This is a genomic window from Streptomyces sp. NPDC085931, from assembly GCF_044540565.1.
Classification (GTDB): domain Bacteria; phylum Actinomycetota; class Actinomycetes; order Streptomycetales; family Streptomycetaceae; genus Streptomyces.
In genome coordinates this window covers 418,779-440,110 of record NZ_JBITSK010000006.1, presented here as the reverse complement: position 1 = coordinate 440,110, position 21,332 = coordinate 418,779, and the positions used below count along the sequence as shown (strand labels likewise).

Annotated in this window: 20 protein-coding genes; 5 read left to right on the top strand and 15 right to left on the bottom strand. The window is 73.2% G+C overall.

Features of this window, described 5'->3' with window-relative positions:
• Window positions 1-128: 128 nt before the first annotated feature.
• The 3 genes from ACIGAN_RS15360 to ACIGAN_RS15350 form a co-directional block, all read right to left on the bottom strand.
• Window positions 129-395 (bottom strand): hypothetical protein, encoded by a 267-nt coding sequence (locus ACIGAN_RS15360; RefSeq protein WP_365098523.1) that lies wholly within the window; start codon window positions 393-395, stop codon window positions 129-131.
• Between the two features lie 60 nt (window positions 396-455).
• A complete protein-coding gene (locus ACIGAN_RS15355; RefSeq protein ID WP_399857765.1) occupies window positions 456-1,745 on the bottom strand; it encodes an ROK family transcriptional regulator in 1,290 nt (429 codons plus the stop codon).
• A gap of 110 nt (window positions 1,746-1,855) precedes the next feature.
• Window positions 1,856-2,818 (bottom strand): phosphotransferase family protein, encoded by a 963-nt coding sequence (locus ACIGAN_RS15350; RefSeq protein ID WP_399857763.1) that lies wholly within the window; start codon window positions 2,816-2,818, stop codon window positions 1,856-1,858.
• A gap of 294 nt (window positions 2,819-3,112) precedes the next feature.
• Here ACIGAN_RS15350 and ACIGAN_RS15345 point away from each other — a divergent pair, with 294 nt between their 5' ends.
• The 4 genes from ACIGAN_RS15345 to ACIGAN_RS15330 all read left to right on the top strand — a co-directional run bounded on the left by ACIGAN_RS15345 (window position 3,113) and on the right by ACIGAN_RS15330 (window position 7,457).
• On the top strand, window positions 3,113-3,607 hold the full coding sequence (locus ACIGAN_RS15345; protein ID WP_399857760.1) for an FBP domain-containing protein: 495 nt from the start codon (window positions 3,113-3,115) through the stop codon (window positions 3,605-3,607).
• A 108-nt stretch (window positions 3,608-3,715) separates the two neighbouring features.
• Window positions 3,716-4,969, top strand: coding sequence for an aromatic acid exporter family protein (locus tag ACIGAN_RS15340; RefSeq protein WP_399857757.1), 1,254 nt, complete (start codon window positions 3,716-3,718; stop codon window positions 4,967-4,969).
• Window positions 4,970-5,012: 43 nt separating this feature from the next.
• Window positions 5,013-6,155: a hypothetical protein gene (locus tag ACIGAN_RS15335; protein WP_399857754.1), complete on the top strand. Its 1,143-nt coding sequence runs from the start codon at window positions 5,013-5,015 to the stop codon at window positions 6,153-6,155.
• Window positions 6,156-6,266: 111 nt separating this feature from the next.
• Window positions 6,267-7,457, top strand: a complete 1,191-nt coding sequence (locus ACIGAN_RS15330) for a lactonase family protein (RefSeq protein ID WP_399857917.1) — start codon at window positions 6,267-6,269, stop codon at window positions 7,455-7,457.
• Here ACIGAN_RS15330 and ACIGAN_RS15325 read toward each other — a convergent pair.
• Both ACIGAN_RS15325 and ACIGAN_RS15320 read right to left on the bottom strand, forming a co-directional pair.
• Window positions 7,425-8,153 (bottom strand): DUF2470 domain-containing protein, encoded by a 729-nt coding sequence (locus tag ACIGAN_RS15325; protein ID WP_399857751.1) that lies wholly within the window; start codon window positions 8,151-8,153, stop codon window positions 7,425-7,427. The genes ACIGAN_RS15330 and ACIGAN_RS15325 overlap by 33 nt on opposite strands.
• Before the next feature lie 85 nt (window positions 8,154-8,238).
• Window positions 8,239-8,847 carry a TetR/AcrR family transcriptional regulator gene (locus ACIGAN_RS15320; protein ID WP_399857749.1) on the bottom strand — a complete coding sequence of 203 codons (609 nt, stop codon included), beginning with the start codon at window positions 8,845-8,847 and terminating at the stop codon, window positions 8,239-8,241.
• Between the two features lie 109 nt (window positions 8,848-8,956).
• Between ACIGAN_RS15320 and ACIGAN_RS15315 the strand changes: the two genes are divergently transcribed.
• Window positions 8,957-10,453: a cytochrome P450 gene (locus ACIGAN_RS15315; protein ID WP_399857747.1), complete on the top strand. Its 1,497-nt coding sequence runs from the start codon at window positions 8,957-8,959 to the stop codon at window positions 10,451-10,453.
• Here the strand turns inward: ACIGAN_RS15315 and ACIGAN_RS15310 are convergent.
• The 10 genes from ACIGAN_RS15310 to ACIGAN_RS15265 form a co-directional block, all read right to left on the bottom strand.
• On the bottom strand, window positions 10,415-11,257 hold the full coding sequence (locus ACIGAN_RS15310) for a pentapeptide repeat-containing protein (RefSeq protein WP_399857745.1): 843 nt from the start codon (window positions 11,255-11,257) through the stop codon (window positions 10,415-10,417). The genes ACIGAN_RS15315 and ACIGAN_RS15310 overlap by 39 nt on opposite strands.
• A gap of 125 nt (window positions 11,258-11,382) precedes the next feature.
• Window positions 11,383-12,126 carry a PIG-L deacetylase family protein gene (locus ACIGAN_RS15305; protein WP_365743477.1) on the bottom strand — a complete coding sequence of 248 codons (744 nt, stop codon included), beginning with the start codon at window positions 12,124-12,126 and terminating at the stop codon, window positions 11,383-11,385.
• Window positions 12,127-12,154: 28 nt separating this feature from the next.
• Entirely contained in the window at window positions 12,155-13,456 is a 1,302-nt protein-coding gene (locus tag ACIGAN_RS15300) for an alpha/beta fold hydrolase (protein WP_399857914.1), read from the bottom strand.
• A 107-nt stretch (window positions 13,457-13,563) separates the two neighbouring features.
• Window positions 13,564-14,589: a LacI family DNA-binding transcriptional regulator gene (locus ACIGAN_RS15295; RefSeq protein WP_365098544.1), complete on the bottom strand. Its 1,026-nt coding sequence runs from the start codon at window positions 14,587-14,589 to the stop codon at window positions 13,564-13,566.
• A gap of 89 nt (window positions 14,590-14,678) precedes the next feature.
• Complete coding sequence (locus ACIGAN_RS15290; protein ID WP_399857741.1) at window positions 14,679-16,103, bottom strand: BNR repeat-containing protein; 1,425 nt, start codon at window positions 16,101-16,103, stop codon at window positions 14,679-14,681.
• A gap of 16 nt (window positions 16,104-16,119) precedes the next feature.
• Window positions 16,120-16,440 carry an L-rhamnose mutarotase gene (locus ACIGAN_RS15285; RefSeq protein WP_365098548.1) on the bottom strand — a complete coding sequence of 107 codons (321 nt, stop codon included), beginning with the start codon at window positions 16,438-16,440 and terminating at the stop codon, window positions 16,120-16,122.
• A 17-nt stretch (window positions 16,441-16,457) separates the two neighbouring features.
• On the bottom strand, window positions 16,458-17,543 hold the full coding sequence (gene rhaS / locus ACIGAN_RS15280; protein ID WP_365743473.1) for a rhamnose ABC transporter substrate-binding protein: 1,086 nt from the start codon (window positions 17,541-17,543) through the stop codon (window positions 16,458-16,460).
• 29 nt (window positions 17,544-17,572) lie between these two features.
• Complete coding sequence (locus ACIGAN_RS15275) at window positions 17,573-18,586, bottom strand: ABC transporter permease (protein ID WP_365098552.1); 1,014 nt, start codon at window positions 18,584-18,586, stop codon at window positions 17,573-17,575.
• Window positions 18,579-19,619: an ABC transporter permease gene (locus ACIGAN_RS15270; RefSeq protein WP_399857736.1), complete on the bottom strand. Its 1,041-nt coding sequence runs from the start codon at window positions 19,617-19,619 to the stop codon at window positions 18,579-18,581. Before ACIGAN_RS15270 ends, ACIGAN_RS15275 begins: the two co-directional genes overlap by 8 nt.
• Window positions 19,616-21,133: a sugar ABC transporter ATP-binding protein gene (locus ACIGAN_RS15265; RefSeq protein WP_365743467.1), complete on the bottom strand. Its 1,518-nt coding sequence runs from the start codon at window positions 21,131-21,133 to the stop codon at window positions 19,616-19,618. The genes ACIGAN_RS15270 and ACIGAN_RS15265 overlap by 4 nt, the downstream gene beginning before the upstream one ends.
• Between the last annotated feature and the right edge of the window lie 199 nt (window positions 21,134-21,332).

Here is a 21,332-nt window from a genome sequence, read left to right as displayed (position 1 = left end):
GGTGCCCGACGCCTTCCTGGGCGCGTGACGCCGTCGGGGTTCGGGCACGTCGTCGGGGTGCGGGCACGGCGAGGGCCGCGGCCGACCCCCACAGTCGGCCGCGGCCCTCGGTGTGTGCCCTTCCGGCCTCAGCCGGAGGGCTCGTCCGGCACCGGGTCCTCGGTCTGTCCCGTACCCGAGCTCGGTGCCCCTTGCCGGCCCGTCCCCGCCTCGTCGGTGTCGGGGACGTCGCCGGCCGGCTCGTCACCGGCCCGGTCCTCGTCGTCCTTGCCGGTACCCGTGAAGCGCGGTGCGACCTCCCACGGGTCCTCGCCGGCGTCGGCCTGCTGGTCCGGCATGTCGCGCGGGACGGGATCACCGTTCTCGCCGGGTGCGTCGAGGCGGTGGTCGGTCACGGCGTACTCCCTTCGGTCGTCGGGCGCCTCGCGAGTACCTCCGCCGTGATCGGCGAAACCTCAGCGCGGCGCCCGCTCCTGCAGCGCCGTGCGCCACGCCGGGAGCGGGGACTCCGGCGCGGGGTCGGGACGCCGTCCGCCGCGCGCGAAGAAGTCGGCGAGCGGCAGGATCGCCGCGCCGACCGTGACCGCGTCCGGCCCGAGCCGGCCGAGGTCGACGGTCACCTTCCCGGCCGGATGGCGCAGCGCGTACGACAGCGCGTGGCGGCGTACGGCGGGCAGGAAGCGGGAGCCGAGCGCCAGGCCCGCCCAGCCGCCGATGAGGATGCGCTCGGGCTGGAAGAGGTTGATCAGGTCGGACAGGCCCGCGCCCAGGTACTCGGCGGTCTCCTCCAGGACGGCCAGCGCGACCGGGTCGGGCTCGCCGTCCCCGGACGGATAGGCCGCGGCGAGCATCGCGGTGAGGGCGCTCTCCTCGTCGGTGTCCTCCGGGACCCGGCCGCCCTCCTCGCGCCAGCGGGCGAGCAGCGACTCGGCGCCCGCGTAGGCCTCCAGGCAGCCGGACGCCCCGCACCGGCAGCGGCGGCCCCGCACCCGTACGGTCAGGTGCCCCCATTCGACCGCCCGGCCCTGGTCGGCGTCGGGGGTGACGAGGCTGGCGCCGACGCCGGAGCCGAAGAGGACCACGACGGCGTTGCGGGCGCCGCGGCCCGCCCCGAACCACATCTCCGCCTGGCCCAGCGTCTTGGCGCCGTTGTCGATGACGTACGGCACGCTGTCCGGCAGCGGGGAGCCGGTGCGCAGCAGGGCCTCCAGCGGGACGGCGTCCCAGCCGATGGTCTGCCCGTGCACCACCGCGCCGCGGTCGGGGGTGCGTTCGACGATGCCCGGGACGCCGATGCCGACCCCGAGGAGCCGCTCGGGGGCGAGTCCGGCCGCGTCGAGCACCTCGGCGATGCCGTGGCGGACGTGGTCGACGATGACCTCGACCTCGTACCGCTGCGGGGTGAGCGGACGCTCGGCGCGGGCCAGTTCGGTCAGGGTGAGGTCGAACAGCTCGACCCGGACGCGGGTCTCGCCGACGTCGACGCCGATCATGTGGCCGCTGCCGGGTGCGACACGCAGCAGGGTGCGGGGGCGGCCGCCGTCGGAGTCGACGCTCCCGGCCTCCTCGACCAGCCCGTCGGCGACCAGGTCGGCGACGACGTTGCTGACCGACCCCGAGCTCAGACCGGTCGCCGGGCCGAGTTCGAAGCGGCTGAGCGGCCCGTCGAAGTAGAGCCGTTGCAGCACGGCCGTGCGGTTGGCCCGCCTGAGGTCGCGTACCGTGCGCCCGTTCCGCCCCGCCATGTGGCTCCCTCTTCCGCATCCCCGGTCCGACCTGCAACATACCGTCGGGGCCCGGCGCGGCGCGACATTCCTCCAACCCTTATTTCACGATGTGAGCTAACCGACCCGGCCTAGCGGGCCTCCGTGATCTCCTCCAGCGCCGCGACGAGTTCCGGGGCGACGCTCTCCCGCACGCGTCGCCGCTGCTCCTCGCCGACCCCGCGCGGGACCGTCTCGGTGAGCATGATCAGGTACAGGTAGGCGCGGTACAGGGCGAGGCGCAGGCGGGCTGGACCGTCGAACTCCGCCCGGCCGCCTTCCTCCCGGTAACCCGCGAGGAAGGCCTCGTCTCGCCGGATGTCCCCCAGCAGCGCCAGGGAGACGAAGTCGGCCAGGGGATCGCCCCAGAACATGCGCTCGCCGTCGACGAGGCCGCCGATGCGGGTCCGCCCGGCCGAGCGGTCGACGAGGATGTTGCCCCGCCACAGGTCGAAGTGGACCAGGCACGGGACGGTGACCTCGTCGAGGGCGCCGTACGCGGTCGCGGCGGTGCGGGCCACCGCGTCGGCGGGCCGGGGCAGCCATGCCCCGTAGCGCCGGGCGTCGTCGAGCACGGCGTCGAGCATCGCCGTGAACGCGGTCCGCCAGTCGGGCGCGAGCGGGCCGAGGGCACCGGAGGGGTAGCCGAAGCCCGGCCCCGTCACACGGTGCAGCCGGGCCACCTGGCGTCCCAGCTCGGTCCGCAGGGCGGCGTGTTCCGCGTCGGAGAGCGTGCCGTCCCAGGGCTCGCCCGGGCAGGCCGTCATGAGCAGGTAGCCGTCGCCGCCGCAGACCAGGTGCGGCGCGGTGACCCCGGCGCGGGCGGCCGAGCGGTAGAACTCCGCCTCCGACAGCAGCAGGTCGCGCTCGTGCCGCAGGCCCGGGACGGCGGCGCCGGGCGGGACCTTCAGCACGTAGCGGCTGCCGTCGGTCAGGCGCAGTTCCTCGACGGTGTTGTACGTGCCGCCGGTCAGCGGGGCGAGCCGGGCGAGGCGGCCGGGGTCCAGGCCCGCACCCTCCAGGACGCGCCGGGCCCGCTCCCAGGAGTCCACCACCGAGTCCCCTCTCCCCCGCGTCCACGGCCGGCCGGCGCCGTACCCGTCCTCGGTGCGGCGCCCGTCGCGATCGGACCGTTCAGCCACGGCCCGGCGGCCGTCTCGCCGGCGTCCGGTGGGTCTTGCGTCGTGCGCAACAGCGTACGGAACGCCTCCCGCACTGCGGGCGTCATCGGGAAACCGTCCCCGCACGGCGGCTGGGAAATCCATTGGCTCCCTCTCGTCGGCGGCACCTACCCTGGGCCGGAAACCTAGGACCCCTAGGTTTCCGGAACGACGACCAGGAGCCCTCCCATGAGATCACTCACCGAGCGGGACATCCGCACGTCCTTCATCAACTGCTCCAAGGGAGAGGCCAAGCGGCTGACCGTGCCCCGGGACCTCGACGAGCGCCCTTGGGACGATCTCGACTTCCTCGGGTGGCGCGACCCGGGCGCGCCCGACCGCAGCTATCTGGTGACCGAGCGGGACGGGCGGCTGGTGGGCGTGACGATGCGGTTCCAGGCCGCGCAGCGCGGGTTCCTGCACCGCAGCATGTGTTCGCTGTGCCTGACCACCCATCCGCGCGGCGGTGTCTCGCTCATGACCGCGCCCAAGGCGGGTGCGGCCGGCCGCGAGGGCAACTCGGTGGGCGTCTACATGTGCACCGACCTCGCCTGCTCGCTGTACCTGCGCGGGAAGAAGGAGCCGGAGTCCGGGGCCCGCTTCGAGGAGAGCCTCACCCTGGAGGAGCAGATCGAGCGGACCCGGGGCAACCTCGCCGCCTTCCTCGACCGGCTCCAGGCGTGATCCTGGTGTGATCTTCGTCGTGATCTCCCTCGGTCGCTCGTGGTACCCGACGGCACTAACGTCCTTGATGGACACGTTCGAAGCCGGAGGAAGGGGAACAGCCCGAGGATGCGAGAGGTACGCGAGTGGACGGTCCGGGCCGGGAAGATCCTGCGGAAGCGCCGTGATCCGGTGGTCGTCCAGACACTGCGGTCGGCGTTCGCGGCGACGATCGCCTACGTCATCGCGCTCCGGCTGAGCCCCGAGAAGGCACCGCTGACCGCTCCCCTGACCGCCCTGCTGGTCGTGCAGGTGACGCTGTACGCCACGCTCACCAACGGCTTCCGGCGGGTCAACGCGGTGGTGACCGGGGTGCTCGTCGCCATCGCGTTCAGCCTGCTGGTGGGCCTGACCTGGTGGAGCCTGGCGCTGCTGCTCGTGGCCTCGCTGGCCGTGGGACGGCTGGTCCGGGTGGAGGAGTACGTACCCGAGGTCGCGATCAGCGCCATGCTGGTCCTCGGGGTCACCACCGTCGGCGACACGGCGTGGGCCCGGGTGGTGGAGACGCTGATCGGCGCCGTCGTGGGCCTCGGCTGCAATCTGCTGCTGGCTCCCCCGGTGTGGGTGGAGGAGGCGGGCGAGTCGATCGTGGGCCTGGCCCGCCGGCTGCGCCAGCTGATGCTGCGCACGGGCGAGGAGGCCGCCGGCGCGCCGCCCGTGGACCGCGCGGCCCAGCGGCTGCACGAGGCGCGGCGCCTGGACCACGACATCGTCGAGGTGGACGCCGCCCTGCGGCAGGCCGAGGACAGCCTGCGCCTCAACCCGCGCGTGCGGGAGGGGCTGCTGCACCGGGTGGTGCTGCGCACCGGGCTGGACACGCTGGAGATCTGCACGGTCGTGCAGCGCGTGCTCGCCCGTACGCTCACCGACCTCGCGAAGGAACGCGAGCCCGAGCCGCTGTTCGAGCCGGAGACCGGCGCCGTGCTGGAGCAGCTGCTGTCCGAGATCGCCGACGCCGTGGTCAGTTTCGCGGTGCTGGTGACGACCCACCTCAGCACGAGCGCCGAGTCCGCGGAGGAACGTCTCGCCGCCGAGCTGCGCTCCGCCGCGGCCACCCGCGACAAGCTCGCGGTGCTGCTGCGTGAGGAGGCCGAGCGCGACAAGGACAACTGGCAGCTGCCCGGCGCCGTGCTGACGGAGGTCAACCGGATCCTGGACGAGCTGGACACCGAGCACCGCACCAAGCGCCTGTTCGAGGAGCTGGACCGGGTGTCGGCGGAACAGCGCGAGCGGATGCCGCGGCTGACCCGGCTGCGGGAGCGGCTGGGCGTGCAGGAGCAGCTGTGGCGGAACCGCGCGGGGTTCGGCGGGCGTTCTCGCTGAGGGAAGCCGGCGCGGGGCCGGTTCCGAGGCGAGGGGCGGGCCGATGGCCGACACGACCGTGCGGATCGACGGGAACACACTGCGGCTGCCGGGCGGTGTGGCCGTGCGGTTCATCCGCACCCTGCGCCTGCCGGAGACGGGCACGCATCCGCTGCCGCCGGGGCTGGGCGAGTTCCCGGTCCGGCGGGTGGCGGATCACGCGGACCGGGTGCCCGAGGCGATGCGGGCGCGCGGCGGCGTGATGCTGCCGGTGTACCTGCGCGAGGCGATGTGGCTCAACTTCGCGGGCACCACGGAACCGGCCGCGCTGCAGGTGGGCGTCGGCAAGGTGTGCGCGGTTTCGGGCCGGCCCTGGAGCGACGGGCTCTGCCGTGACCCGCAGAACTACGTGGTGCTGCCCCGCCAGCCCTGGCTCGACGGCATCAACTCCGGTACGGGCACGGTGCGGCAGTTCGTGGCCGTCCCGCTCGGGCTGGGCGCCACGGTGGAGGGCCAGGTCACGGGCGAGGAGGTGTGGGGCGGGGTCCAGCTGCGGTCCTTCCCGCTGAACGACGAGGAGCTGGCCACGTGGCGCGCGGCGGAGCGACGGCGGCTGGAGCGGACGCGGCTCGCCGCGCCGCCGGCCTACGGCGGCCCGATGGCGGGCGGGCCCATGGCCGCGTCCGGCGGTTTCGGCGCGGCCCCGCCCATGGCCGCGCCGCCCGCGCCCGGCGGCTCCGGCATGCCGATGCCCATGGCGGCGCCGCCCGCACCCGGCTCGGCCCCGGTCGCCGGTGCCGCCCCGGCGAGCCCGTCCCGCGCGCCCGCCGCCATGGGCCTGGGCGTCGGCGGCTCCATGCGGCAGGAGGTCTACGAGGACGACCGGCCGCTCGCGCACTGGTCCCGGCAGCCCGCCGGGCGGGTCTTCGTCCACCTGGTCACCCCGCCGGAGTGGCACCGCATCACCGGTGAGGCGGCACCGCCCTCCCCGGTGGACCGGGCCGCGTACACCCGCGCGGGCCTGCCCTGGTTCGACTACTACGACCAGGACGCCGAGGACCTGAGCGCCCCGGACGAACTCCGGGCCGTCAAGCCTGTCGGCGACTGGCTCGGGGACGACCACGAGCCCTGGCAGCAGCCCGCGCCCGGGCAGGTGCGGCCGCTCGAGGACGCGCCCGGCAAGCCCGTGCAGGACGGCGACTGGTAGGCGAAAGGGGACGTCGCGCGCGACGCGAGGTGCCGTTGTTGCACCGGGCGGGTGATCCACGTCAAGGTGGCTGTCCGCGAGGGGGACGAGCTGACGACCTTGAGGGACGACATGGACAGTGGCTGGAGCAGGCGCCGGTTCGTCGGCGCACTGGCCGGCGGGGCCGCCGCGGTGGCACTGCCGGCCTGCGACGACGCACCCGCGCCCGCGACGACTCCCCCGGGCTCGCCCGCCACGGGCACGAGCCCGTCCGGCGCGGCCCGCCGCCCCGCCGGACCCCGGCCCCTCTACCTCGGCACCTACACGTCCGCCGAGGGCGGCGGCAAGGGCATCGGCCTGGCGACGTACAACCCGGCGACGGGCCGGATCACCGGCGCGGGCACCGTCACCGGCGTCGGCGACCCGTCGTACCTGGCGCTGCACCCGGACCGGCGCACGCTCTACGCGGTGGACGAGCGCGCGGACGGGGCCGTGACCGCCGTGCGGCTGTCCGACCGCAAGGTGCTGGGCAGCCGCGGCACCGGCGGGGCGGCGCCCTGCCATCTGTCGGTGCACCCGGGCGGCCGCTGGCTGCTCAGCGCGAACTACGGGTCGGGCAGTGTGGCCGTGCATCCCATCGACGCCTCGGGGGCCCTGGGCGAGCGCACCGACCTGGTCCGGCACTCCAGTCCGCCGCCCGGACCGGGCCAGGACGGGCCGCACGCCCACCAGTTCGTCACGAGTCCGGACGGGCGCCATGTGCTCGCCGTCGACCTGGGCACGGACACCGTCTACACGTACCGCCTGGACGAGAAGGCCGGCACGCTCACCGAGGTCGCCCGCGCGCGGACCCGGCCGGGCGCCGGTCCCCGGCACCTCGCGTTCCACCCGGGCGGCCGGCACGCCTACCTCGTCGACGAGGTGGGCGACACGGTCTCCGTCTGCTCCTACGACCCGGCCTCCGGCGCGCTGCGCGTCGGCGAGGCGCAGCCCACGGGCGCGGGCCCGGGCACCAACTACCCCGCCCAGCTGCTGGTGACCGGGGACGGCCGCCACGCGTATCTGGCCAACCGCGGCCACAACAGCCTCGCGCGCTATGCGATCGAGCAGGACGGGGCCCGGCTCAGGCTGCTGGACACCGTGCCGGTGGAGGGGGACTTCCCGCGCCAGATCGCCTTCTCCCCGGAGGGCACCCTGCTGTTCGCGGCGAACCAGAAGTCCTCGACCGTCACCGTCTTCCACGTGGACGGGGACAGCGGCGCCCTGCGGCCCGCGGGAGAACCGTTCCCCTCACCGGTCGCCGTCTGTGCGCTGCCGCTGTAGCGCCCGCGGGCAGGAGGCGGCGGCCGCCTGGCTGAGCAGCACGTGCATCCGCTCGGTGAGCTGCGCGACGTCGTCGGCGGGCCGGTGGAAGGCCAGGCGTACGTCGCCGTGGCTGCGGGCGCGTTCGATGCGCAGCGTCAGCCCGTGCCGGTCGACGGCGAGCGGCTGGACGCGGACCGCGCCGTGCAGGCTGTCGGGATCGACGAGCCGGGTCAGCCGCTCGACCGCCTCGGGGTGGCAGTCGGCGAGGTGGGTCAGCAGCCGGGCCTCGGCCGTGGTGAGCGGGTCGGGCTCGGCCGCGGCGAACTCCTCGAGGTCCACGACCACGGCCCCCGAGGGCCGGCGCAGCACCACCCGCGTGGGCGTGAAGGCGAGGCGGTCCTCCTCGACGGCGAACCAGCCGGCGAGCCACAGCCGGGCGCGGACCCGGCTGCGCAGCGGGACGGGGGCGACGTCGGCGAACTCCAGCACGGCGGACGGCTCGCCGCGGGGCGCGCAGATCGCGGCCCCGAGCAGGGCACTGTCCTCGGGCACGGCCACCGTCACCCGGCCGTCCTCGGTCACCGTGTGCGCGCCGACGAGCTCCTCGCGCGTCCCCTCCGCGGTCACCGAGCAGGACCACGCGGCGGCGAGCACCGAGCGCGCCCGCTCCGCGGCCGCGGGGGCCGCCGTCCAGCTGTGGCTGTCGTCACCCATCCCAGACCTCCTTAGGTAAGCCTTGCCTAACCTACCGAAGATCGGGGTGTGAGCCAACCAGGCCACGTGATCTTTGCGAGGCTTTTCAGGGCGTGAGGACGCCCAGCAGGGCGCGCGCGCACAGCTCGCGCACCTGATCGCGGCTCAACTCCGCGTCGCGCAGCCACTCCAGGCACACGGACGTGGTGAACGCCAGCCAGCCGCGCACCGCCAGCCGCACCTCGGGCCGCGTCTCGAAGGCCGGGCCGAACTCCGGGTCGGCGGCGAGGGCGGCGAGGATCTGCCGCTCCTGGGCGGCCAGGGCCCGCTGGTAGACGCGGCGCACCGCCTGGTCCCCGGCCGCGTCGGCGCGGTGGAAGGCCCGGTAGCCGTGGGCGTGGGCCCGCACGTACTCCAGGAAGGTGTCGAGTCCGGCGGCGAGCTGCGCGCGCACCGGGACGCCGGGCACCGCCGCCGTCATGCGCAGCATCCGCTCGCTCTCGCGCTCGACGACCGCCGCGAAGAAGTCCCGCTTGGTCGGGAAGTAGTGGTAGAGCAGCCCGCGGGACACCCCGGCGATCTCGGCGACCTGCTCGATCCACACGTCGTCGTAGGGGTTGTCCGAGAACAGCCGCGCCCCGACCGACAGGAGCTGCTCCCGGCGCTCCTGGGTGCTGAGCCGGCGGCGTGTGCGCCCGCCCTGGTTCGCGGCCATGCCCGCACTTTACTTGACGCCGGTTCAACAACGGGACCAGACTGAAACGCGTTATTGAACCCACGTACAACACGTGTGAAGCCGCCGCTGGAACAAGGGAGTTCGCGTCATGACGGAGGCGCCGATACGGGACGGGCTGCCCAAGGGGTTCCGCAGCGCCGAGCTGGGCTGGCCCGAGCTGGAGCGCATTCCGCACCCGCCGCACCGGATCCCGCTGCTCGGTGACGTGGTGGGCGTGAACCGGCGCACTCCCCTGCAGGACTCGCTCCGCCACGCCCGGCGGCTGGGGCCGGTGTTCCGGCGCAAGGCGTTCGGCAAGGAGTTCGTGTTCGTCTGGGGCGCCCGGCACACGGCCGACCTCGCCGACGAGTCGCGGTTCGCCAAGCACGTGGGGCTCGGCATCGCCAATCTGCGGCCGGTCGCCGGGGACGGGCTGTTCACGGCGTACAACCACGAGCCGAACTGGCAGCTGGCGCACGACGTCCTCGCGCCGGGGTTCAGCCGCGAGGCCATGGCCGGCTACCACCCGATGATGCTGTCCGTGGCGCGGCGGCTGACCGAGCACTGGGACCGGGCGGCGTCGGCGGGGCGGACGGTGGACGTGCCGGGCGACATGACCAAGCTGACGCTGGAGACGATCGCGCGCACCGGGTTCGGCCATGACTTCGGCTCGTTCGAACGCTCCCGGCCGCACCCCTTCGTGACCGCGATGGTCGGCACCCTGACGTACGCCCAGCGGCTCAACGCCGTGCCGTTCCCGCTGGCCCCGCTGCTGCTGCGCGGGGCGAGCCGGCGCAACGCGGCGGACATCGCCTACCTCAACCGCACGGTCGACAAGCTGGTCCGCTCACGGCGCGCCGCGGGCGGCGGGGACGGGGTCCTGCTCGACCGGATGCTGTGGACGGCCCACCCCGAGACCGGGGAGCGGCTGGCGGACCGGAACGTGCGCCGCCAGGTGATCACCTTCCTGGTCGCCGGCCACGAGACGACGTCCGGGGCGCTCTCCTTCGCCCTGCACTACCTCTCGCGTCATCCCGAGGTCGCCGCCCGGGCCCGCGCCGAGGTGGACCGCGTCTGGGCGGACGCGGCGGAACCGGCCTACGAGCAGGTGGCCCGGCTGCGCTACGTGCGCCGGGTGCTGGACGAGTCGCTGCGGCTGTGGCCCACCGCGCCCGCCTTCGCCCGGGAGGCCAGGGAGGACACCGTGCTGGCCGGGGAGCACCCCATGCGGCGCGGCGCGTGGGCGCTGGTGCTGACGCCGATGCTGCACCGGGACCCGGAGGTGTGGGGCGCGGACGCCGAGCGGTTCGACCCCGACCGCTTCGAGGCCCCCGCGGTACGGTCCCGGGCCCCGCACACCTTCAAGCCCTTCGGAACGGGAGCGCGGGCCTGCATCGGCCGCCAGTTCGCCCTGCACGAGGCGACGCTGGTGCTCGGCCTGCTGCTGCGCCGCTACGAGCTGCGGCCCGACCCGGCCTACCGGCTGCGCGTCACGGAACGGCTGACGCTGATGCCGGAGGGCCTGCGGCTGCGCCCGGAGCGCCGGACGCCGGTGCGCGAGCCGGCGTCAGACCTGCGCCGTCCAGTGCCCGGGGCGGGTGACTGAGCCCGGCAGCCGGGTTCCGGCGCTGCCCCGGGCGGCGTCGAGCTGCGGCTGGGTCAGGAAGAACGCCCCGGTCAGGTCGGCGTCGGTGAGGTCGGTGTCGCGCAGGTCCGCGCCGATCAGGTCGGCGCCGCGCAGGTCCGCGCCGGTGAGGTCGGCGGCGATGAGACAGGCTCCGCGCAGGGTGGCGCCGCGCAGGTCGGCGCCCCTGAGGCGGGCGCCGACGAGGTCCGCCCCGCGACGGTCCTTCCCGCGGCCCCGGGTGCCGGCCCGGGCCAGCTCACTGGTCTTCAGCAGCAGGACGTTGACGTCCTGGCGGTGGGCCGCCACGTCCAGCGCGGCGAGTTCCCCGGGGGTCCCGGCGGCCAGCTCCTCGGTCCGCTCCAGCGCCGTGCGCAGCTCGGCGTGGAGGGAGCGGGCGGCGGGCAGGGCGAGCGCCTCGGTCAGGTACCACAGCAGCTCGTGCAGCTGGCGGACGACCGGGAACACGTCGAACATGCGGCGGGCGTGCTCCGGCGGCCCGGTCCGCCAGTCCTGCCCGCCGAAGGTGACCTGCGAGACCCGCTGCCCCGCGCCGAAGCAGTCGTAGACCGTGCAGCCGGTGAATCCTTTCTTCCGCAGCTCGGTGTGGATGCCGCAGCGGTGGTCGTCCCGGAGGTTGCGGCAGGGTGTGCCGGCGTCCTTGGAGACTGCGAAATCGGCCGAGGCGGCGAAGGGCAGGGCGACGCAGCACAGCCCGAAGCAGCGCGCGCAGTCGCCGCGCAGGTCCGCTCGCGCGGCTTGATGATCTCGCATGCCGTTCAGCATACGAAACGACCGGCCGTGCCCCGCGGCCGCACGGCGTCCTCCGCCTCGCTGAGCGAGCCCCGTTCCGCGCTGCCCGCCGCGCTGTCCACCGTCTTCCCCGTATTCCCCGTCACGGCCGGCTCAGGTCATCTGCCGAACAGTTCGAACGCGACCGCCGGCCGGCCGCCGAACCGCTCCCCCATGGCCTCGGCGTGCTCGGTCAGGAAGCCGCGGACGTACGTCTCGGGGTCTTCCTCGGTCAGCACCTCGATGTACGTGCGGTGTTCCAGCAGGGAGCGCACCGCGCGCTCCATGCCCGGCGTCGCGTCCACCGCGTGGGTGGGGCTGCTGGAACCGGCGACGGCCACCCAGCGCACGCCGTCCCAGGGTTCGAGGCCCTGCTCGGTGAGTTCCGGGAAGATCCAGCGGTTGCCGGCGTCACCGGCCGCGTCGAGCGTGGCCCGGCCGACGGCCACGTGGTCCGGGGTGTTCCAGGCCACGCCGCCCCAGGTGTCCCGGTGGTTGAGCGTGATGACCAGCTCGGGCCGGTGCCGGCGGATGGCGGCGGCGATGTCGCGGCGCAGGGCGGTGCCGTACTCGATGACGCCGTCCCGGTGGTCGAGGAACTCCACCTCGTTCACGCCGACCACCGCCGCGCTCGCCCGCTGCTCCCGCTCGCGCAGCGGACCGCACTGCTCGGGTGGAATCGTGTCGATGCCCGCCTCGCCGCGTGTGACGAGGACGTAGGCGATCTCGCGGCCCTCGTCGGTCCAGGCCGCGATCGCGGCGGAGCAGCCGTACTCGAGGTCGTCGGGGTGGGCCACGACCGCGAGGGCGCGCCGCCAGTCGCCCGGCATGGGCTGGAGTTGAGTGCTCGTCGGCTCGGTCATGTCGGCAGACTAGTCCGCGCCACCGGCATCACGCCTCGTCACGCGCGAGGGCCAGCAGCCGGTCCAGGACGCGGGGGCCGCCGGTGCGCACGCCGTCGTGCTCGAACTCGTCCGTGACCCAGGTGCGCAGCCCGCGGATCGCGCGGGCGGTGCGCAGGGAGTGGGCGGTGTCGACGTACATGTCGTCGTGGTAGACGGCGGCGGCGACCGGTACGTCGTTGGCCGCGAGGCGGGCGGGGTCGTACAGGGGTGTCCAGTCGGTGCGGGCGGCGAGCAGGTCCGCGGTCTCGCGCAGCGGGCGCAGCGCCGGGTCGCACGCGAACATCCAGGGGTGAATCGATTCGCCGGTGAACAGCAGCGGTTCGTCGCCCGCGAGGGCCTTGGCCGCGTCGAACTGCGGGAACTCGGCGCGGACCCGCTCGGCCGACCAGGCGGTGGGCCGGGCGTCCTGGCCGTAGACCGACTCGTGGATCAGGGCGTACAGCGGGTGGCGGGCGTAGGAGAGCAGGCCCTGGACCTGTTCCTGGAAGGCGTCGGAGAGCGTGAGGCCCTGCGGGGTGCGGACGAAGGCGTCCTCCAGGAGGTGGTGGAGGCGGTGGGTGCCGTCGCCGGTGCCGAGGAGGATGCCGAGGGACTGGAAGGCCTCGACGGTGAGCCGGTAGCCGGTCGGCAGGACCACGTCGTGGGTGAGCAGGTGGTCGGCGATGCGGCGGGCCCGCTCGATGTCCTGCGGGTAACGGGCGTAGTGGGCGGCGACCTTGCGCTCGATCCGCGGGTAGGCGGCCCGGTAGACGTCGTCGGCGTGGGCGTCCAGGGAGGGCAGCCCACCGGTGATCAGGGCCGTGGCCAGGCCCTCGGGAGCCAGGGAGAGGTAGGTGGTCGTGCAGAAGCCGCCGAAGCTCTGTCCGAGGACGGTCCAGGGCGCGCCGCCGGTGACCTGGGGGCGGACGGCCTCGCAGTCGCGGACGATCGAGTCGGCGCGGAAGCGGGTGAGGTACTCGGCCTGCTCGGCGGGGCCGCCGCGCAGCGGGAGCGTCTGCCGGTTGGCGGGCGTGGAGTGGCCGGTGCCGCGCTGGTCGAGCAGGAGCACGCGGTACTCCTTCAGCGCCCGGCCCAGCCAGCCGGGCCGGCCGACGGTCCGGTCCGCGCCGAAGCCCGGCCCGCCCTGGAGGTACAGCAGCCAGGGCAGGTCCTGGTGGGCCTTCTCCCCGGCGACGACCTCACGCGCGTACAACTCGATCGTCTCGCCCCCGGGCCGGTCGTGGTCGAGGGGCACCGTGAAACGCCGGTCGGTGAGGACGACTCCGGGCTGGCGGTAGCTGAGGATCAACGAGGCTCCCGGGACGGAGGATTGTGCGGCCGCGTCCCAGTTCATCACAGGGATCGTCCTGGGGTCAGCCCTTCGATCATGAAACCTTGCTGAACGGCCGTTCAGGCTCAGCGGGAGGCCAGGCTGGAGCGGCGGACGACGAGTTCGGGCTGGAGCACCACCCGGCGGTGTTCGTGCGGCCGGGCCGCGCCCTCCTCCTCGGTCTCCTCCAGGAGCAGCTCGGCCGCCAGGGCGCCCATGGTGACGGCGGGCTGCCGTACGGAGGTGAGCGGGACGGCGGCGGCGGCCGCGAACTCGATGTCGTCGTAGCCGACGATGGCCAGGTCCTCGGGGACGCGCACCCCGGCCGCGTACATGGCCTGCAGCACGCCCAGGGCGAGCAGGTCGTTGGCGCAGAACACGGCGGTGGGCCGGTCGGCGAGGCCGAGCAGGCGGGCACCGGCGTCCCGGCCCGCGGCGACGTCCAGCCGTTCGGTGGGCAGCTCGCGCAGCGCGTCGGGGCCGAGCCCGGCCTCGGCGAGCGCCTCCAGGGCGCCGGTGCGGCGGTCGCGGACCTGGTTGAGGCCGGGCGGGCCGCTGACGTAGGCGAGAAAGCGGTGCCCGGCGTCGACGAGGTGGCGTACCGCGAGGGCGCCGCCCGCGACGTCGTCGACGGAGACCGAGCACTCGGTGGTGCCCTCGGCGACCCGGTCGACCAGGACGAAGGGGATGCCGTGCCGGCGGAACGCCTCGATGTTGCGGCCGGTGGCGTCGGCCGGGGTGAGCAGCACGCCGCGCACGCGCTGCTCGGCGAAGAGCGACAGGTACTCGGCCTCCTCCCCCGGGTTCTGGGCGCTGTTGCAGACCATCACGCCGAGCCCGGCCTGGCGGGCGGCGCGCTCGGCGCCGCGCGCGACGTCGACGAAGAAGGGGTTGCCCATGTCGAGGACGAGCAGCCCCATGATGCGGCTGCGGCCGGCGCGCAGCTGGCGCGCGGACTCGCTGCGGACGTAGCCGAGCCGGTCTATCGCGGACAGCACGCGGGCCCGGGTCTCGGTGGCGACCGTGTCCGGGCGGTTGATCACGTTCGACACCGTGCCGACGGAGACTCCGGCGGCGCGGGCGACGTCCTTGATACCCACCGACTGGGCCATCGGGCAGGGACCTCCAGAGGGAGACGAGGGGGGCGGCGGCCCGGGGCGGCCTCACATTACCGGCACGCCGCCCCGGGAACCGGTCGTGGTCAGGCGGGCAGCCGGAAGTCGGCGACGCGCAGCGGCGAGGGGGTCGTACCGGTGGACTTCTCCTGGTACATGAAGGACAGCACCCCGTCCTGGGCCACCCGGGTCTCGTCGACGACGACCTCGCCGAAGGCGTTCAGGCCGCTGCCGTCGAAGAGGACCTTCCAGTCGGTGTACCCCGAGGCCGCGGAGGCGCCGGCGATCCGGCCGAAGGGGAGGATCGCGTAGGCGTTGTCGTACCGGTCGAGGATCAGCTTCGTGCGCTGGCTCGAGTTGAGCGGGACCGGGATCTCGGTCTTCCGCCAGGTGCCGGAGGCGTCGCGGCGGAGGTGGAAGGCCCGGCCGTTGCGTGTCCGGTCCGCGACGTAGTCCGTCGTGCACTGGCCGAAGCGGCCCGGGACGTAGGAGATGATCGCGTGCGGCCGGCCCGCCGAGTCGGTGAACTGGCTCTCCTGGTTCATCAGGGAGTGGTCCGGGTTCAGCGGGTCCACGACCAGCCCGGCGTCGTTCACGGAGACCTTGTCGGCGCCGCCGGTGACGCCGACGACGGTCCCGGCGGCGTTGCGCCAGGTGCGGCCGCGGTCGTCGGAGTGGACGTAGCCGGTGTCGTGGTTGGTGATGCCGCCGCCGCTGCACATCACGGCGCCGTTCTGCTCGCGCCAGGTGAAGAAGGAGTGCAGCCGGCCGAAGCGGTCGTAGTCGATGCCGTGCAGGTACATGTTGCGGGCGGTGGAGGAGCCGTGCTCGCTGGTGTAGGTGCCGGTGGAACTCGACCACTCCCCCAGGGCGGTCCACCGGGTGCCGTCGTACTCGGCGAGCGCGTTGCGGCCGTTGCCGGAGACACCGGCGCGGTAGCTGAGCTGGAGCCTGCCCTCCGGCGTGGCGACGAACTGCGGGTAGGTGAACTGCGAGGTCGGGGCGAGGCCGTCGAGGGTGGACTGCGGTGCGCCGAAGCGGCTCGCGGTCCAGCTCAGCCCGGCGGGGTCGTCCATCAGCCCGGCGACGGACTTGACGTAGGTGAAGCCGTCGCTGTGGGAGTCCATGTTGAGGTGCAGGCGGCCGTCGGTCTTGGAGACGCCCAGGGAGATGACGTTGTGGGAGTCGTCGTAGCGCAGGGTGTGCCCGGCCTTCACGGTCGACCAGGTGGTCGATCCGAGGGCGCGGCGGCCGACGACGGCGTTGCGGTCGGCGGTGTACCAGGCGGCGTACTGGTGGCCCTTGTAGGTCAGCAGGCCGTTCTTCTGGAACGCGTTGTTGTTGACCAGGCCGTCGTAGGAGACGAAGAAGAGGGCCTGGCTGTCGAGGGTGGTGGTCCCGGTCCGGGTGACCGAGGGGCCGGGGGTCGCGGCCCGCGCGGTGCCGGAGGCCAGGGCGGGTGTCACCACCGTTCCCGCGAGGGCGGCGGCCAGCAGGGTACGTCTGTGCATCTCGTGGACTCCGTCGTCATGCGAGGTGGAAGACTTCCGTGAGCGGTTTCATGGCCTCGTCGGGCCGGGCGCCGTCCAGGGTCTCGAAGAACGGCGCCATCTCCGCCTGCCAGCGGGCGTTGACGGCGGTGGCTTCCATGCCGGCCCGGGCGGCCGCGAAGTCCTCGGTCTCCAGGTAGCCGACGAGCAGTCCGTCCTCGCGCAGGAAGAGCGAGTAGTTGTGCCAGCCGGTCTGCGACAGAGCCTGGAGCATCTCCGGCCACACGGCGGCGTGCCGCTCGCGGTACTCGTCGAGGCGGTCCGCCCGGACCTTCAGCAGGAAGCACACGCGCTGCATCAACGACCCTCCCGGATCTAGAAGTTGAACTGGTCGATGTTCTTCGCGTCGAACACGGTCGGCTTGCCGAGGCTGATCACGCCGTCCTTGCCGATGGTGTACTCGCCCATGGCGCCGGCCTTGAACGTCTCGCCCTCCTTGCCGGTGATCTGGCCCGAGGACAGCGCGACGGCGGTCCGGGCGGCCAGTTCGCCGAGCTTGGCCGGGTTCCACAGCTCGAACGCCTCGACGGTGCCGTTCTTGACGTACTTGCGCATGTCGTTGGGGGTGCCGAGGCCGGTCAGCTTGACCTTGCCCTTGTACTTGGAGCCCGACAGGTACTGGGCGGCCGCCTTGATGCCGACGGTGGTCGGGGAGATGATCCCCTTCAGGTTCGGGTACTCCTGGAGCAGGCCCTGGGTCTGCTGGAAGGACTGCTGGGCGTCGTCGTTGCCGTACGCGACCTTCACCAGCTTCATGTTCTTGTACTCGGGCTTCTTCAGCTCGTCCTTCATGAAGTCGATCCAGATGTTCTGGTTCGTCGCCGTCTGCGCGGCGGACAGGATCGCGATCTCGCCCTTGTAGTCGATCTGCTCGGCGAGCAACTGCACCTCGGTACGGCCCAGGTCCTCGGCGGAGGCCTGCGAGACGAAGGCGTTGCGGCAGTCGGGGGTGGTGTCGGAGTCGTAGGTGACGACCTTGATGCCGTTCTTCATGGCCTGCTTGAGCGCGGTGCACAGGGCACCGGGGTCCTGCGCGGACACGGCCATCGCGTCGACCTGCTGCTGGGTGAGCGTGTTGACGTAGGAGACCTGCCCGGCGGTGTCGGTCGCGCTGGACGGCCCGACCTCCTTGTAGCTGGAGCCCAGCTCCTTCAGCGCCTTCTCGCCGCCCTTGTCGGCGGTGGTGAAGTAGGGGTTGTTGACCTGCTTGGGCAGGAAGCCGACCGTCAGGCCCTTCTTCAGTTCGGCGCCGGGGTCGGCCTTGCCGGCGGTGGCGGCGGAACCGCCCTCGTTCGCGACGTCCTTCTTGGTGGTGCCGCCGCCGCAGGCGGTGAGCGCCAGGGCGAGGGAGGTGGCGGTGGCGAGCGCCGCGCAGCTGCGGCGGAGGGTCGTCTTGCGCATGGCTGTCGTCCTTTACGAGGAGGGGCTGGTCATGAGGTGGGAGTCGAGGCGGCGGCTCTGCGGCCCGCCCTCGCTGTGGAGATCTGCCGTACGACCCGGGGGCCGAGCACGGAGAGAACGAGCAGGACGCCGGTGACGACGATCTGCGACTGGGCGGAGACGTCCTGGAGGCTCATCACGTTCTGCAGCGCCCCCAGCAGGAACACCCCGGCGATCGCGCCGCCCAGCGTGCCCTTGCCGCCGTCGAAGTCGATCCCGCCGAGCAACACGGCCGCCACGACGGACAGTTCCAGGCCGGTGGCGTTGTCGTAGCGGGCGCTGGCGTAGTGCAGGGCCCAGAAGACGCCGGTCAGGGAGGCGAGGAGACCGGTCAGGGTGAACAGGATCAGCTTCTGCCGCCTGACCCGGATCCCGGCGAAGCGGGCCGCCTCCTCGCTCGCCCCGATCGCGAACAGCGAGCGCCCGAACGGCGTGGCGTGCAGGGCGACCACGGCGATGGCGAGCAGGACGAGGAAGGGCAGGAAGGCGTACGGGACGAAGGTGTCCCCGATGCGGCCGGCCGCGAAGTCCAGGTACTGCGTGGGGAAGTCGGTCACCGCGTCGGAGCCGAGCACGATCTGCGCGATGCCCCGGTAGGCAGCCAGCGTGCCGATCGTGACGGCCAGCGACGGCAGGCCCAGCCGGGTCACCAGCAGTCCGTTGACCAGCCCGCACACCACGCCCAGCAGCAGGCAGATCGGGATGATCGTCTCGATGGCCATGCCCTGGTTCCACAGGGCGCCCATCACGGCGCCGGACAGCCCGGCCGTGGACGCCACCGACAGGTCGATCTCGCCGGAGACGACCAGCAGGGTCATCGGCAGCGCGATCAGCGCGATGGGCAGCGTGTTGCCGATCAGGAACGACAGGTTGAGCGCGTTGCCGAACCCGTCGACGAAGCCGAAGGAGAACAGCAGGACGACGACGAGGAGTGCGCCGACGGCGGAGTCCCACCTCTTCAGGGCGGACCACTGGACCGCTCGGCTCGCGGAGATGTCAGCCATGGCGGGCGTTCCTCTTCTTCAGGGCCGAGGCCACGCGCAGCGCGACGATCCGGTCGACCGCGATGGCGAGGATGAGCAGGATGCCGTTGATGGCGAGCACCCAGACGGAGCTGACGCCGAGGGCGGGCAGCACGCTGTTGATGGAGGTCAGCAGCAGCGCGCCGAGGGCCGCGCCGTAGACGCTGCCGGAGCCGCCGGTGAAGACGACGCCGCCGACCACGACCGCGCTGACGACGGTCAGTTCGTAGCCGTTGCCGGTGCCGGAGTCGACGTTGCCGAACCGGGCGAGGTACATCGCGCCGGCGAGTCCGGCGAGGGCGCCGCAGAAGGTGTACGCGGCGAGGATCCGCTTGTGCACGGGGATGCCGGCGAGGCGTGCGGCCTCCGGGTTGGAGCCGAGGGCGTAGAGCTCGCGGCCGCTGCCGAAGTGCTTGAGGTAGTAGGCGGTGGCGACGAGGACCGCCAGGGCGATCAGCGCCAGGTAGGGCACCGCAGAGATGCCGCCGGAGCCGAAGTCGACGAAGCCGCCCGGCAGGTCGGCCGCGGTGATCTGCCGGGAGCCGACCCAGATGGAGTCGATGCCGCGGATGATGTACAGCGTGCCGAGGGTGACCACCAGGGCGGGCACCTGGCCGAGGCTGACGAGCAGTCCGTTGAGCAGTCCGAAGCCGATGCCGAGCAGGACCGCCAGCGCGATCGCCACCACCGGGTTGCCGCCGCCCTGGAGATACGTGCCGGCGGCGAAGGCGCTGATGCCGAGCGTGGAACCGACGGACAGGTCGACGTTGCGGGTGATGACGACGAGGGACTGGCCGGTGGCGACCAGGACCAGGATCGTCGCGTTCAGCAGCAGGTCCTTGATGCCCTGCTCGGACAGGAACTCGCTGTTGCCGGCCTGGGTGACGGCGATCATCACCAGGAGGACGGCCAGGATGGCCAGTTCGCGCATCTTGAAGACGCGGTCGACCAGGCGCGTGCCGCTCGACCGGGGCACGTCGGCCGCGGGGGCCTCCTGCGGGGTCACGACCGTCATGCGGCGGCCCTCCCGGTGGCTGCGGCCATCACGGTCTCCTCGGTGGCGTCGGAGCGGGGGATCTCGGCGGTGAGGCGGCCCTCGTGCATCACGAGCACGCGGTCGGCCATGCCGAGGATCTCGGGCAGGTCGGAGGAGATCATCAGGACGGCCACGCCGTCGGCGGCCAGCTGGGACAGCAGCCGGTGCACCTCGGCCTTGGTGCCGACGTCGATGCCGCGGGTCGGCTCGTCGACGATCAGCACCTTCGGGCCGGTGGCGAGCCACTTGGCGAGCACGACCTTCTGCTGGTTGCCGCCGGAGAGCGTGTTGACGGTGTCGGCGATCCGGGCGTACTTGACCTGGAGTCTGACGGCCCAGTCCAGGGAGCGGCTGCGTTCGGCGCCGCGGTCCATGAGCCCGGCCTTGACGGTGGTGCGCAGCCCGGTGAGACCGATGTTGCGCTCGATGGACATGTCCATCACCAGGCCCTGGGCGCGGCGGTCCTCGGGCACCAGGGCGAGGCCGGCGGCCATGGCCGTGGACGGGGCGCCGTTGACCAGGGCCCTGCCCTGGACGGCGACCTCGCCGGCGTCCCAGCGGTCGATGCCGAAGATCGCCCGGGCGACCTCGGTGCGGCCCGCGCCGACCAGGCCCGCGAGGCCGACGATCTCGCCGTGCCGCACCTCGAAGGAGACGTCGGTGAAGACGCCCTCGCGGGTGAGCCGGCGCACGCTCAGGGCGACCTCGCCCGGCTCGACCTCCTGCTTGGGGTACAGCTCGTCGAGGTCGCGGCCGACCATGCGGCGCACCAGGTCGTCCTCGGTCATGCCCTCCAGGGGCTCACTGGCGACCCAGGCGCCGTCGCGCAGGGTGGTGACCCGCCGGCAGATCTCGAAGATCTCCTCCAGCCGGTGGGAGATGAACAGCACGGCGGCGCCCTGGTCGCGCAGGGTGCGCACGACCCCGAAGAGGCGGGCGACCTCGCTGCCGGTGAGGGCGGCGGTCGGCTCGTCCATGATCAGGACGCGGGCGTCGAAGGAGAGGGCCTTGGCGATCTCGACGATCTGCTGGTCGGCGATGGACAGACCGCGCGCCGGGCGGTCGGGGTCCAGGTCGACGCCGAGGCGCTCCATCAGCGCCGCGGTCGCGTTGCGGGTGGCCTTGTGGTCGATGCGGCCGAGCGAGCGGCGCGGCCGTCGGCCCATGTAGATGTTCTCGGCGATCGACAGGTCGGGAAAGAGCGTGGGCTCCTGGTAGATCACGGCGATGCCGGCGTCGCGGGCGTCGCCGGGGCCGTGGAAGGCGACGGGCGCACCGTCGAGCAGCACCTGGCCGGTGTCCGGCCGGTGCACTCCGGCGAGCGTCTTGATGAGGGTCGACTTGCCGGCACCGTTCTCTCCGGCCAGAGCGTGCACCTCCCCGGGGAACAGCTCCAGGGAGACGTCCCGCAGGGCGCGGACCGCGCCGAAGGACTTGGAGACGTCCCTCAGCGCCAGAACCGGGGCCGGACCCGTGGTGGACGGGTGGGTCATTGGGGGCTCCTCGACGACGCCGGCGGGAGAGCCTCTCGGCGTCGTGGGCGTCGTGAAAGGTTTCAACTGGGTTGCCGGGACGTTAGGCGGGCCGCGCATGTCACGTCAATGGGTTCCGGTCGAAAAAGTTTCGACGCCAGAAGGTCACACCCTGGTCACGGGAAAGCGTCTTGGCCGGAGGGGTTGACACCCCTTCGGG

Excerpts from the sequence above, each read along its gene's own strand:
- ACIGAN_RS15305 (WP_365743477.1), bottom strand. The coding sequence starts at position 12,126 with ATGACCGAGCCGACGAGCACTCAACTCCAGCCCATGCCGGGCGACTGG.
- ACIGAN_RS15335 (WP_399857754.1), top strand. The coding sequence starts at position 5,013 with ATGGCCGACACGACCGTGCGGATCGACGGGAACACACTGCGGCTGCCG.
- ACIGAN_RS15355 (WP_399857765.1), bottom strand. The coding sequence starts at position 1,745 with ATGGCGGGGCGGAACGGGCGCACGGTACGCGACCTCAGGCGGGCCAAC.
- ACIGAN_RS15285 (WP_365098548.1), bottom strand. The coding sequence starts at position 16,440 with ATGCAGCGCGTGTGCTTCCTGCTGAAGGTCCGGGCGGACCGCCTCGAC.
- ACIGAN_RS15310 (WP_399857745.1), bottom strand. The coding sequence starts at position 11,257 with ATGCTGAACGGCATGCGAGATCATCAAGCCGCGCGAGCGGACCTGCGC.
- ACIGAN_RS15340 (WP_399857757.1), top strand. The coding sequence starts at position 3,716 with ATGCGAGAGGTACGCGAGTGGACGGTCCGGGCCGGGAAGATCCTGCGG.
- ACIGAN_RS15325 (WP_399857751.1), bottom strand. The coding sequence starts at position 8,153 with ATGGGTGACGACAGCCACAGCTGGACGGCGGCCCCCGCGGCCGCGGAG.
- rhaS (WP_365743473.1), bottom strand. The coding sequence starts at position 17,543 with ATGCGCAAGACGACCCTCCGCCGCAGCTGCGCGGCGCTCGCCACCGCC.
- ACIGAN_RS15320 (WP_399857749.1), bottom strand. The coding sequence starts at position 8,847 with ATGGCCGCGAACCAGGGCGGGCGCACACGCCGCCGGCTCAGCACCCAG.
- ACIGAN_RS15265 (WP_365743467.1), bottom strand. The coding sequence starts at position 21,133 with ATGACCCACCCGTCCACCACGGGTCCGGCCCCGGTTCTGGCGCTGAGG.
- ACIGAN_RS15275 (WP_365098552.1), bottom strand. The coding sequence starts at position 18,586 with ATGGCTGACATCTCCGCGAGCCGAGCGGTCCAGTGGTCCGCCCTGAAG.
- ACIGAN_RS15295 (WP_365098544.1), bottom strand. The coding sequence starts at position 14,589 with ATGGCCCAGTCGGTGGGTATCAAGGACGTCGCCCGCGCCGCCGGAGTC.
- ACIGAN_RS15270 (WP_399857736.1), bottom strand. The coding sequence starts at position 19,619 with ATGACGGTCGTGACCCCGCAGGAGGCCCCCGCGGCCGACGTGCCCCGG.
- ACIGAN_RS15315 (WP_399857747.1), top strand. The coding sequence starts at position 8,957 with ATGACGGAGGCGCCGATACGGGACGGGCTGCCCAAGGGGTTCCGCAGC.
- ACIGAN_RS15330 (WP_399857917.1), top strand. The coding sequence starts at position 6,267 with ATGGACAGTGGCTGGAGCAGGCGCCGGTTCGTCGGCGCACTGGCCGGC.
- ACIGAN_RS15345 (WP_399857760.1), top strand. The coding sequence starts at position 3,113 with ATGAGATCACTCACCGAGCGGGACATCCGCACGTCCTTCATCAACTGC.
- ACIGAN_RS15290 (WP_399857741.1), bottom strand. The coding sequence starts at position 16,103 with ATGCACAGACGTACCCTGCTGGCCGCCGCCCTCGCGGGAACGGTGGTG.